This window comes from Fusibacter ferrireducens (assembly GCF_015352425.1).
Classification (GTDB): Bacteria; Bacillota; Clostridia; order Peptostreptococcales; family Acidaminobacteraceae; genus Fusibacter_A; species Fusibacter_A ferrireducens.
Genome location: NZ_JADKNH010000006.1, coordinates 80,391 through 92,836, shown reverse-complemented (window position 1 = coordinate 92,836; position 12,446 = coordinate 80,391). Strand labels below are relative to the sequence as shown.

Genomic DNA, 12,446 nt, shown 5'->3' with positions numbered 1-12,446 from the left:
GACAAATATCATAAGGAGATTAGCTATGAATGATTCTAACGTGAAAGAGTTGGTTTGTAATTTGTGCCCAGTTCACTGTAATATGTCTATTGAATACTCCAAGTGGGGTGATCAGATTAAGAACGTATACGGCAGCAGATGTAGCCGTGGGTATGAATACATAAAAAACTATAAGTTTGATCAACAATGTATGTTACCCACAAGTGTTCGACTAAGAGGTGTTCAAGTGGAAAGGCTCCCAGTTAACTCAGATGGCCCGATTCCAAAGACAATCGTGGCCGATGCTATGAATGTTATAAAAACGCTTGAAATCGAATTGCCTGTAAAGTCAGGAGAAATAATTGTTGAAAATATACTCAACACAGGTGTAAATATAGTTGCAACAAAATCCATGTTCTAATTTATAATCTATGCTCTAATTTATTTTTAAGAAATGTCTTTTGGTCACACAAAGGACATTTCTTTTTTGTAGAATGATAAGTGTTGCATTAGAATTACATTAAAGGTCTTGAATTTACGAATGAGTTGGTGTACTATCGCATTAATACAGACGAAACGTTTTGAAATCCAATGAGGAGGATGCGATATGGAATTTAACAACGATCTACCCATTTATCAGCAAATCATGAACATGATTAAGTATGATATTGTCTCTGGGAAAATTCCTAGCGGGCAAAAATTATTGTCAACACGTGATTTGGCGATTAAATTGAAAGTGAACCCCAACACCATACAACGTGTTTATAAAGAGTTAGAGACAGAAGCAGTCTGCCAGAGCAAAAGAGGGTTGGGTACTTTTGTAACAGAAGATGATGAGGTGATTTTAATGATGAAGGAAACACTTGTTGACGACATGGTAAAAACTTTTATAGAAGGTATGACTAAGCTCAATTACAGCAGAGAAAACATTATTGATAAAATAAATTGTCAATTTGAGAAGGGGGACCAACAAGATGTCAATATTAATTAATTGCATCAATTTAAATAAAAAATATATGAGCAAAGTGGCTCTTGAAGAATTTACACTTAAGTTTGAAGCGGGTAAAATATATGGCATCCTTGGACCCAATGGAAGTGGCAAAACCACGTTGATGAAGATTATTGCGGATTTGCACAAGCAATCATCGGGAGAGATAACCGTATGTGGCAATAAACCTTCTCATGAAACCAGATCCAAAGTGGCTTATATGCCAACGGAAAATTTCATCTATGGATGGATGAAGGTCAAGGATAGTATTGCCTTTTATAAGGATATGTATGCCGATTTTGATATGGAAAAAGCGCTTGATCTGATGAACTTTATGGAACTTGATCTCAATCAAAAGGTATCGAGTTTGTCAACGGGTCAGAGGGCGCGCCTTAAGATCTCTTTGACCATTAGTAGACGTGCCGAAGTGGTCATGCTGGATGAACCTTTAAATGGTTTAGATCCAATTTCCAGAACTAAAATTAAAGAGTGTATCATAGAACAATTTGATGAAAATAGCGTCATGATTCTCTCGACGCATTTGGTGACTGAAATTGAACAAATTCTCGATGAAGTTGTCTTTCTTGGAAAGGGGCGCATTGTTTTACAAGGGAGAGCGGAAGATCTGAGATTTGAGAGAGGCAAATCTGTTGAAGATATATACAGGGAGGTTTTTGCACATGCTTAAATTACTTAAATTTGAATTTCTTCGTAAAAAAACAGTGTTTTTAGTGGCTTGCATTATGATCCTTTTGGGTGAGGCATTCGCAGTTTTTAGATATTTTCAAATAGATGAATCGGTTCGATATTTTGAAAATGGTAATATTTTTGCCCTATTTGGAGGTTTTCTGGCATTTCTATTTATGATATTATATCTTATTGATATCATTACGTTGCTCAGACAGGATATGTTTAAGCAAGAAGGCTATATGCTCTTTATGACACCATTCAACGGCTATCAAATTTTGGGTGCCAAAGTTCTCTTTGCTCTTCTGGAAGGTTTCTTTATAGGCTTGATCTATCTTTTGTTTATATTTGGAAATGCTAAAATAATGAATCTTACTGACTTCGAGTTTATATTTGATCTAGGTGGACTAGATGCCAATGAGATTTGGATCATCATTAAAATATTGGTTTTAGGTATATTCTCAGTTATCGATTTTGCACTTACCATTTTTCTTTCTTTTGCACTCTTTAAGAGTATTTTTACAGATGTTCGATTTAAAGGGCCCATTACATTCGGTATCTTTATTGTCATTAATTATTTTAAAATTAAAATTTCGGATTTGGTCTCAAGTTTGACTGGAAATGGTTCGGCTATGTTCTATGCGACGACAAATGACATCGTGTTCAATTCCAATTTGCATTTATCTTTAAATATTGGCATTGTTTACAGTTTAGTGATGAGTGCACTGCTCTTTGCAGTGACCGGTTATTTATTAGAAAATCGAATCAACTTATAAAAGGCAAAAATCAATTCTAAAAAGTAAAAATCGTAAGACTCACACAGGAATCACATAAGACTCACATAAGACTCTTATATAGGATCTGTTATCCATATGGGATCATCTTGTAAAATGAAATTATAATATATCACTGACACTAAGAGAGCGTTGCGCTCTTTTTGTGTCGTTACATAGAATCTAGATATTGTATGGGTGAAGCACCTATTTTATACTAAGATTTATAAAGAAAATCAGTTTAGGGGGAAATTATGGTATCAGCAAGGCTACAGAAAAATTTTATAATTGCAATCCTATGCATTGTTTGTATGAGTTTCATCGTTTCGGGATGTTCAAAAGACAATTCAAAAGATAATTTAACCGATAAAGGGGATGTAATTCCTAATAAAGGGGATGTTATTCAGGCGAGTGAACTGAATTTAAAAGAGTTTTTCCATTTTAATCTAGATGAAACCTTGTACTATAACGGTGTGCCAGATTTGAATCGATATGAGTCCTGTGTGAGAATTGACGAGATTATATCGCCAAATACAGGTAAATTATATTATTTTGAAGGGGACTCTGGCGTGTCAACAGACGATATCACTGGCGATTATGCCTTTTATAAAGCCTATAAGGTGACTGATAAAGATTTTACGATATATTATGATGATCAAAACGAGATGATTCTTCTAAAAAATGATATTTCAGAAGGGGATACATGGCAGACGTCAATGATTGACCCCAAATTAGGTATGCTAGAGGTACAAGCCACTGTAAAAAGCATTGAAAAAGATGAGATCACAGTGATGTATGAGTTTGCTGATCAGCAGAACATTCCTGAGGATTTGCAGTACACTTTGGAGTATGTCTTTAAATCCGGTCAGGGCATTGTTAAAGAAAGGCAAGTGTATAAAGATTCTAATTTAGAACTTAATTTGACGCAAAAGTCATCAGCGCCGCCCAATACATTTGTCTCTAGATACAGCAAGCCCTCGGAATTGATTTCTAAAATTTACTCGGATACTTACTTTCAAGATCTGATCTCTGATGCGGTGTTTAAGCAAAAGATTAGAACGAGTCAATTTGAGGACAATGATCTGTACGAAAACTATGAAAATTATCTAGATCATTTACAAGCATCAGATATGAAACGCATCAGCAGAGGCAAAGAGATGTTGCAAACCTGCATGATTTATACGGAAAAGCCGCTTAGATTGGTTAGACAATTTGTTGAATTTTATGAGCTCAGTTGTTATGATAACGGCCGTGATTGGATTGACCAATTAAAATTGTATGACCTAGATCAATTTGATGAGCTCTTTATTTATAGTGAATCCGCAGGAAAGCTTGTTGTCAATTCGCATGTAAAAGGAGAGTTACACGCACTTGGTGCGTATTTAGTTGAAAATGGTCTGAGTATTGAATATGAAGAAGGCTTTCCATACTTTTCACCGAGTGCCGAGTTTATAGATCGAGCAGTAAGCGTTGATGATCCCCTTGTGCAAGACTATTTATCTTTGAAAGAGCTTCAATATAATTTCTTTCCAATACAATCTGATGGCTATTTAATGGTGTCCGCAGATGAACTGGCAAATGCAATAAAGGCATTTGATGCGGACTATCAAGCACACAGAGATCTTGAAGATTTTAAAGAAGCCAAATATCTGGCAGATTATCTATTCGAGCTCTATATATTGCCCAACGATTATTTTATAGAAGGTTATAATTATGCTGGAGGCTATATAGCCGATGAATATTTAAGCAGTTATAAAACTTATATTAAAGAGAATCCAAAGTCTTCGTATACACCAATTTTGATCAATATAGAAAAGCTTTTAAATGAAAATAACCATGTTTATAGTAAAGCATTGAACAATTACTTGATTGAACTGGGATATACACCAGATGATCTGAATTTCTCACAAAGATTTAAACAGATGGAAGCGTTTTCAAAGATTACGGATGGGAAAAAGAGGATTTTGTTAAATCCGGAAGCATCAGAGTCGGTTAAAGTTTCAAATACTGCTGAGTTTTTGGCCGCAATAGGCCCTGATAAAACGATCTATTTGAAACCAGGACTTTATACGTTGCCATATGACTTAGAGATTGACAATGAATATGTTGAAATTGAGGAGGGCACTCTTAGAATTAAAAATGTCAAGAATATGACGGTTTTATCTGAGTCAGGCATAGTTGACGTCATTGCAGACAGCTATCTTGAAGTGCTCATAGTGGATGGTTGTGAGAATATCCAACTGGATGGTATAAGATTAGGTCACCTGAGAGAATATTGTGTGGGAGATGTACTTGCCATTAAGGCTTCAAAAAATGTGGAGATCAATCGCGTTATTTTATTTGGCTGTGGCTATAATGGACTCAATTTAGATCAAGTTGTAGGAGTGAGTCTTTCAAATTCGTTGATTTCAGATTGTCAGGCCTGTGGCCTTGTCTTCGAAGATGCTGATAAAATCACGGTTGAAAACACACAATTCTATAGAAACGGGCGACAAGTGTTTGATTTTAAAAATGCAACTCATGTGACTTTGACACAAGTTGTCGCAGAGGATAATGATAAAGAGGCCTATGAAGACGTAGAAGCGCTTATGCTTCTTGATGAACGGTCTGATGTTCTAGTGGAAAGTTCAAAATTAGATACGACTTTTGTTAAAAAACTTGTGGAAGGCAAGGGCATTCTCACACAAGAAAATTAAAAAAGAGCTCAAAACAATTCTAGTTTTCAGAGGGAATGGTTTTGAGCTCTTTTAAATGAGCATGACTTAAGCAGAGATATAGTAGATCCCAATCATAGTTGCAAATAGGAAGGGTAATATCAGGCGATATTGCTTGTAGAGTGCTTTTGTATCAATATTAAAGTATTCGACTGTTAATACCTGACAAAGATGGAGTGGTGAAATATAGTAAAATACAAATCCAGTGGTGTAGATAAACATCGCCAGTCTCAGTTTAGTTTGCTCATCTATTGCCATGGGTAAGATAAGGGGATATAAGATGGCAACACTTGGTTGAATAGAGGCTAAAGTAAAGGATAATAAGGCTGTACAAATCACAATGATAAGTTCAATTGGAATGCCCATGGAGACAATGGCAGCCATTTGATCATACAAGTCTGGGAAGAGCCCCAATGTATTTTTAAAAACCATGATGCCAAAAACTGAGAGTACCATAAGTGGTTTAAGGCCCTTTTTAAGGGACATAAAAAAAGTTTCATCATCGCGAATTCGGTGTTGATCGGATAAATGTACCAATAAAGAAGTGACAATGCCTAAAACACAAGCTATTGAAAAGGGTAATTTAAAAATAAGCGTTGCAAGTAAACTCACGATTATTGGTGACGCATACAGGATAAAGTTCAATAATTGAAAAATGACTTTTGATGATTTAAAACACATTTCAACGGAATTTCCCAGTTCCCTTGAAAGCGTTTTAGAAGAATAGGGTTTAACATAGAGAAAGTACCCCATTAGGCTGAAAACAATTGCCAGTGGAAATTGAAGCTTTATGAATTCAAATAGATCGTAATTACCTATTTGGGCAGCAATGATCATGGTGGTTGAAAGTGGGAAGATAAAATAGAGTGCATGTCTGAAAACAAGGTTGCTTGCAGCACGATGTACATTTGACATTTCAATGCGCTCACCTAAAGAATTCACGACAGGACATGACATTAAAGCACCTCCAGAAACGAGCAATGTGCCAATAAGCGCAGGTGCGAGAACCAGTGTTGCTTTGACACTCCCAAGAAGATTTTCAAGCGATTGAATCATGCGACTCATCAGATGATATCGATCCATCAAATATCCTAAGATGGTTATAAAACCCACTGCAAGGGCTAAATTTAGAGCTTCTAAATCAGTGAGCGTTTGGAAAATAACACCTATGAATGCGAAAATAGAGGCCTTATTGAATAAAATAAATGACAGTGACCCCAAAAGCAACGATAGGCCAATGTTTATTTTTTTCGAGACGAGTATGAGTATAATAATCATAGTAAATATGAGTTTTAAAATAAACATTTTTGACTCCTTTTAATTTATATGAGTATCGTAACACATCTTTTGTTATTTCGCTATTCTAAATTAATTTTAAACGTCTAAAATGATTTGTTTTGGGGTATGAGTAAATTAATGAGATCTAAGAAAGTGGGCAAATGTATGAATGAAATCAGGCAACAAATAGAGGCAATGGCAAATCAGATCAGCTTGAATCTGCATACGATTGATTCTGAGACTTTGTTGTTGATTGATAAATTGATGAACCTTTCCACTGAAGCAAATGATTACTTAGGCATATCCAAAGCACACATGTATCTTGGCGTCATCAATGTGGAAAAGGGCAATATCAACGATGGTATCAGTCAGTACATCATGGCTTTGAGCTATACTTTTTATGAGGGGTTAGAGGCTTTACGCCCTCCAGTTCTGAACAATCTGGGTGTCGCGCAAAATATCATTGGCAATTATGTGGCGGCTATAGAGCATCTATCAAACGCTAAGACCATAGTGGAGCGCTATGAAGTCAGAAGTGATTTGCTGCCCGTTATTCATAGTAATATTGCGGATGCCTATTTGGGCATACACCAGCCTGAAAAAGCATTGGAGTATTTGGATAAAGTCAATGAAAGCATCTCGCTTTTAGATTACGATAAAGCTTATGTTATACTGGCAAATTATGCAGAAGCTTATATTCAGCTTAAATCACCTGAAAAGGCATTTAATTATATCTTGTGGTGTGAGGAAATTCTTTACGATAGAGAGTCCTTTAACTTTTTAGCGTATGTGGATTATCTTAAAGCTAAATATTTTGATTTGATTCACGAATATAAAGATGCGGATCTTTTTTTTAAAAAAGCGGTTAACGCCCTGATTAAAGATGAACAGTTATTTTATTATCCAAAGATTTCATCAGAATACATGGCTTTTCTAGTGAATCAGAATCAACATAAAACATGCATTTCTTTTATTGAACAGTCATTGGAGCTCAGCAAAAAGAATCGCTGGGAGTTTGTTTATTCGGAATATTATAGTTATCTGTCCAAGTGTTATAGGGCCATGTCTGAATGGGAACGCGCGTTTAATGCCATCAATCTGTATTTTGATCACGAAAACAAAAACAAAGAGCGCTTGAATCAATACCAAATTAACTTACTCAATGCTCAAGAGTCTTTGATGAGATTAGAAATTAAAAATAATGTACTCATACAATCCATTGACAACATGAAAGTGGTCAACAACATCCTTAAGCGGATCAACTCTGTTCACAATTTAAATGATTTGGTGAGAGATTTGTACGTCGAACTCAAAAATATCTTTGATATGGATACCTTTACAATCGGTCTTCTGGAAGATGAAAAAAAGGAAATTACTTATATTGCAAAATATGAGAATGACGTTTATTTAGGGATGAGCCACATTGATTATGAAAACGATAAATCCTTTAGCGTGTGGGTTAAAAACAACCGCATGCCAGTGATTATACACAATGCGGATGATTTCGAATATATTAAAACGCATTATGCAGCGATTAAATTGAGTAGAGAAGATTATTTAAAAAAGGGAAATTACTCAAAATCGATTGTCATCTGGCCTTTGATGATAGAGCATGAAATGATTGGATTGATCAACATTCAATCTCTGAAAGAAAATGCTTACAGTACTTATGATCTTGAATTGATCGAAATGCTCTCATCACATCTCGCCATAGCACTTATCAATAATAAACAGAGAAGCGAACTCAATCGCATGATTGAAAAGCTGAATGAACTCTCTTTTATAGATTCGCTGACGGGTATTTATAATCGACAGGCCTTTAATGAGTTTATTCCAGCACTCTACAATGAGGCGATTGATCAAAAACAGAATTTGGTGTTTGCAATGATTGATCTGGATAATTTTAAAGCGTTAAATGATGCTTTTGGTCATCAAGAGGGAGATGCCTGTCTACAGCAATTTGGAGAGCTTTTGAAAGATATTGTGGGCGATTTAGGATATTCATACCGATATGGTGGTGATGAATTCAGCTTGGTTTTTACTGGGATAGATTTAGAAGTTGTGGACAGTATTCTGGAAGAGATTTGCCAAAAATCTTCAAAATTATATACTCTAGACCCGCATTTAACCGTAAGTGCCTCAATTGGTGCCATTTTTATTGAAAATGGGGATTCTGGGGGCATATCCATACGCTCTTTTATAAATTATGCAGACAATGCACTCTATATTGCAAAAAGTGAGGGAAAAAATACCTATAGACGTGTGATCGTTTAAAAATTTCATTAAAATAAGGTTATATTTTAAGTCTTTAATTGATATTCTCTATCAATGCGCTATAATAGTAGAGAATCATTAATAGGAGGCATAGAAAATGTATAGAGTTGCAACATCTGGCGTTTGCGCTAGAGAAATTATTTTTAATATTGAAGAAGGTATTGTGGGACATGTTGAATTTGTAGGCGGATGTCCAGGAAATGCAATAGGTTTGAGTAATATGATAAAGGGAATGCCTGTGACAGATGTGATCAGCAGGCTTAAAGATGTAAAGTGTGGCAGTAAAAATACTTCATGTCCCTCTCAGCTTGCATTAGCACTGGAAAAGCACCTGTAAACTAGCCGTTAAAAATTAAAGCATGTGTAAAATAGGGAGTCCAATAATGAGAAATCAGAGGGCTTCTTTTTAATGCAACAAGATTTGAGCCATAAGCTGTGCTGAGGGATGTTCAACCTCAAACAGCGTCAGCGAAAATCGTTTTGAGGCATCGGGAGATGGCTCAAATGTTGTTTATTGCAATTAAGCAGAAATTGTTTTTATTACTGCAGAATTACAATCTCGTTAAAAGGTGATAACGATGCAGATTTATGAAGTACAATAGTGTAGAATTAAGTTGAATATTACATCTATAGGAATGAGGACAATATATGAAGAAGACGATGAAATTAATGGTATCAGTCCTTTTGTTGACGATAACGATTTTAGGGCAACCGATGCAGAACTATGCGGATGAGACCTCCTCAGATGACCTTGAAGAGGCCTTTAAAGGGGTTTGGGTAGCAACAGTGCTCAATATTGATTATCCCAAGGCAGGGACAACGGATGTTGATGCATTGAAGTCAGAGGCCATTGAGATCTTAGATCGTGCAAAGGCAAATGGCTTAAATGCAGTGATTTTGCAAGTGCGACCAACTGGAGATGCTTTTTACAAATCAACATTATTTCCGTGGTCAAAATATTTGACTGGAACACAGGGGACTGCTCCTGAAAACAATTTTGATCCTCTGGCATTTTGGATAGAGGAAGCACACAAACGTAACTTAGAACTGCATGCATGGGTTAATCCGTTTAGAGTGACTAAAAAGACTAAGAATGAACCAAGTCATGATTACAACGGTTTGTCGTCTACTAACCCAGCGAGATTACATCCTGAATGGACGGTGAAATACAATGATGGCAATATATATTATGATCCTGGTATTCCTGCAGCTAGAGAGCTCATCGTAGATGGCGTAGCTGAAATTATAACAAATTATGATGTGGATGGCATTCATTTTGATGACTATTTTTATCCAGGTACGGACTTTGATGATACAAAGACTTTTGAGAAATACGGCACTGAATTTAGCAATATAGGAGATTTTAGACGTCACAATGTCGATCTCTTAGTGGAGAGCGTTCACCGAATGATTAAACTTCTAAAACCGGAAGTTGATTTTGGTATCAGCCCCTTTGGCATATGGGCGAATAAAAAGGACAATGCACTTGGCAGTGACACAAGAGGCCTTCAATCCTATTATGCGCATTATGCGGACACCAAAGGATGGGTTGAAAAGGCAATGATAGACTACATTGCACCCCAAATCTATTGGCATATTGGATACGACATTGCAGATTATGAAATTCTTTCAAAATGGTGGAATGAAGTGTGCAGGGGATCTTCAGTAAAACTCTATATAGGTCACGGCGCTTACAGAACGGGTAACAGCGATCCTAAAAGTGCTTGGTATGGTGTAGATGAAATCAGAAGACAACTTGATTTAAATCAAACTTTGGATCAGGTAAAGGGCAGTATCTTTTACAACAATACGGCTTTTGTGAATCAGCCTAGACTTGGAGTACTTTTAAAAGATTATTATGCGACGGATCACAGTTCGACCAAGGGTTCGACAAATACTCAGTCCAATACTCAATCCAACGCTCTGAATATGACGCCAATAACCATTACCCCAGTGGCACCTGTGACGAACACACTCATTTTATCCAGACCAAGTGAAGATGTGAAAACAACCGCTTCAAACTATTATCTGTCTGGAGCTTCAAATGCTGCATTGCCCTTATTCTTAAACGACAGTGAAATCAAAAATAGAAGTTTCAATGGTTACTTTGGCGTTTATGTACCGCTAAAAGACGGTGTCAATACATTTGTTTTGGAACAAGGTAATAAGAGCTATACAAGAACCATAACTAAAATAAGTGCCAGTGGCAGTATATCGCCCATGAGTACATACCAGATTTCTGACAGTACAACTTTTCCAAGAGAGAAAGAGATGCGAGTTGCAGGTGAGAAAGTCACTTTAACTTGCAAAGCACCCATTGGGGCAGAAGTAACTGTTTCGTTTAATGGACAAAGTTATCCGATGGTTCCCAAAGTGGCTCAAAGTCCTGATGGTAAAGTATATGCAACAAGCTATAACTATGAGTACACTTTTCCGGAGCTCGGTTCAGGACAGCATGAACAGGATTTAGGCGTACCGGTCTACACAATGAAATTCGGAAAGTATTATGATGAAGCCTATGCACCTGAAAATCTGATTTTAATTTCTGAGAACTCTATTTATACTTGTGAAGTGCCTGAGGCTTATATTGATCTCTTTAAGTCACCTGCATCTGGAAATGGTGTTGCGGCCAATTTGGTAAAGGAAATGACAGAGCAAGTCACTGGCATGACCGGCAAATATGTCAGATTATCTTCAGGCCTATGGGCCAGCAAAAGTGCTGTGACAATTTCTAAATTCACAGAACCGCAAAGGGTCAACTTGACCAAAATAGATTATCAGCCAACAGAATTTTATGATCGCCTTGTTATTGAAACGAGTGGCGGTGGTGCTGGCATAGCCTCTTACGATGGTGAAGTGGTATCGTTAAAGTTGAGCTCAATCCTAAATGAAAATGTACTTACATTTAATAATAGTCTTGTTCAAACAAGCGTAGTGGATGGTAAGACGAGTATTCAAATTAAAGCGCCTCACCTCAAAGGATACTATTTGGAAAAAACCAACAGAGGGTTTAATTTGATTTTGCTCAAATACAGAGCGAAAAATGAGTCTGCAACGGCAAATACACCACTTTCTGGCTATACGATATTGCTTGATCCAGGTCATGGTGGCAGTGATGCTGGCGCTCGTGGTCTTCTTGGTGACGATTTTACAGAAAAGAGCCTCAACTTGAATACAGCTATCTTGCTCAAAGCCAAGTTAGAATCCTTAGGTGCTGTAGTCAAGATGACTAGAGAATCGGATACGGATATGTCTCTTAAAGAACGTTTGGCGTTTTCCTTAAAGGTAAAACCTGACCTCTTTCTATCCATACATGCGGATAGCGTAGAGGATACAAGAGATCTTACAGATGTATTTGGCTTCTCAGTTTTTTATAAAGATCCTGTGGCCAAACCACTGGCAGATAGCTTATTAAACCAAATTCTATTTGACTTGGGTCGAAAAGACCGTGGCGTTAATGTGAAAAATTTCTATGTAACGCGTGGAACTTGGGCTCCCTCTGCTTTAATTGAAACAGGTTTTGTCTGCAATCCTATGGAATATGAGTGGTTAATGGATTCCAAATCACAATCCCTACTGGTGGAGAGCTTAGCACGTGGCATTGTCAATTACTTTGACCGAACTGCACAATAGAATAATCAAGTAGAAGCATTAAGAGTTCTGCTCATGTCTAAAACAACATGGCAGAACTCTTTTATTTAAACAACAAGATTTGAGCCGAAAGCTGCGCTGAGGAGTGTCCAACCTCAAGCA

General features: G+C 36.7%; 9 protein-coding genes. 8 read left to right on the top strand and 1 reads right to left on the bottom strand.

What is annotated here, in order from left to right:
• Positions 1–25 precede the first annotated feature (25 nt).
• From ISU02_RS10790 to ISU02_RS10770, 5 genes are all read left to right on the top strand, one after another.
• A complete protein-coding gene (locus tag ISU02_RS10790) occupies positions 26–400 on the top strand; it encodes a DUF1667 domain-containing protein (protein ID WP_194701856.1) in 375 nt (124 codons plus the stop codon).
• A 186-nt stretch (positions 401–586) separates the two neighbouring features.
• Positions 587–970 carry a GntR family transcriptional regulator gene (locus ISU02_RS10785; RefSeq protein ID WP_194701855.1) on the top strand — a complete coding sequence of 128 codons (384 nt, stop codon included), beginning with the start codon at positions 587–589 and terminating at the stop codon, positions 968–970.
• Positions 954–1,655, top strand: coding sequence for an ABC transporter ATP-binding protein (locus ISU02_RS10780; protein WP_194701854.1), 702 nt, complete (start codon positions 954–956; stop codon positions 1,653–1,655). Before ISU02_RS10785 ends, ISU02_RS10780 begins: the two co-directional genes overlap by 17 nt.
• Positions 1,648–2,430, top strand: coding sequence for a hypothetical protein (locus ISU02_RS10775; protein WP_194701853.1), 783 nt, complete (start codon positions 1,648–1,650; stop codon positions 2,428–2,430). The genes ISU02_RS10780 and ISU02_RS10775 overlap by 8 nt, the downstream gene beginning before the upstream one ends.
• Positions 2,431–2,681: 251 nt before the next feature.
• Positions 2,682–5,123 carry a right-handed parallel beta-helix repeat-containing protein gene (locus tag ISU02_RS10770; protein ID WP_194701852.1) on the top strand — a complete coding sequence of 814 codons (2,442 nt, stop codon included), beginning with the start codon at positions 2,682–2,684 and terminating at the stop codon, positions 5,121–5,123.
• Positions 5,124–5,189: 66 nt separating this feature from the next.
• On the opposite strand, the gene ISU02_RS10765 is transcribed toward ISU02_RS10770, so the two are convergent.
• Positions 5,190–6,446: a DUF401 family protein gene (locus ISU02_RS10765; RefSeq protein ID WP_194701851.1), complete on the bottom strand. Its 1,257-nt coding sequence runs from the start codon at positions 6,444–6,446 to the stop codon at positions 5,190–5,192.
• A gap of 111 nt (positions 6,447–6,557) precedes the next feature.
• Between ISU02_RS10765 and ISU02_RS10760 the strand changes: the two genes are divergently transcribed.
• The 3 genes from ISU02_RS10760 (at position 6,558) to ISU02_RS10750 (ending at position 12,326) form a co-directional block, all read left to right on the top strand.
• Positions 6,558–8,693 (top strand): sensor domain-containing diguanylate cyclase, encoded by a 2,136-nt coding sequence (locus ISU02_RS10760; RefSeq protein WP_194701850.1) that lies wholly within the window; start codon positions 6,558–6,560, stop codon positions 8,691–8,693.
• Between the two features lie 97 nt (positions 8,694–8,790).
• The gene (locus ISU02_RS10755; RefSeq protein WP_194701849.1) at positions 8,791–9,030 is read left to right on the top strand and encodes a TIGR03905 family TSCPD domain-containing protein; all 240 of its coding nucleotides are present in this window, start codon (positions 8,791–8,793) and stop codon (positions 9,028–9,030) included.
• Between the two features lie 311 nt (positions 9,031–9,341).
• Positions 9,342–12,326, top strand: coding sequence for an N-acetylmuramoyl-L-alanine amidase (locus ISU02_RS10750; protein WP_194701848.1), 2,985 nt, complete (start codon positions 9,342–9,344; stop codon positions 12,324–12,326).
• Positions 12,327–12,446 lie beyond the last annotated feature (120 nt).

What these genes read in the sequence shown, in the direction of transcription:
- ISU02_RS10790 (WP_194701856.1), top strand. Translation starts at nt 26, where the DNA reads ATGAATGATTCTAACGTGAAAGAGTTGGTTTGTAATTTGTGCCCAGTT.
- ISU02_RS10785 (WP_194701855.1), top strand. Translation starts at nt 587, where the DNA reads ATGGAATTTAACAACGATCTACCCATTTATCAGCAAATCATGAACATG.
- ISU02_RS10780 (WP_194701854.1), top strand. Translation starts at nt 954, where the DNA reads ATGTCAATATTAATTAATTGCATCAATTTAAATAAAAAATATATGAGC.
- ISU02_RS10775 (WP_194701853.1), top strand. Translation starts at nt 1,648, where the DNA reads ATGCTTAAATTACTTAAATTTGAATTTCTTCGTAAAAAAACAGTGTTT.
- ISU02_RS10770 (WP_194701852.1), top strand. Translation starts at nt 2,682, where the DNA reads ATGGTATCAGCAAGGCTACAGAAAAATTTTATAATTGCAATCCTATGC.
- ISU02_RS10765 (WP_194701851.1), bottom strand. Translation starts at nt 6,446, where the DNA reads ATGTTTATTTTAAAACTCATATTTACTATGATTATTATACTCATACTC.
- ISU02_RS10760 (WP_194701850.1), top strand. Translation starts at nt 6,558, where the DNA reads ATGAGATCTAAGAAAGTGGGCAAATGTATGAATGAAATCAGGCAACAA.
- ISU02_RS10755 (WP_194701849.1), top strand. Translation starts at nt 8,791, where the DNA reads ATGTATAGAGTTGCAACATCTGGCGTTTGCGCTAGAGAAATTATTTTT.
- ISU02_RS10750 (WP_194701848.1), top strand. Translation starts at nt 9,342, where the DNA reads ATGAAGAAGACGATGAAATTAATGGTATCAGTCCTTTTGTTGACGATA.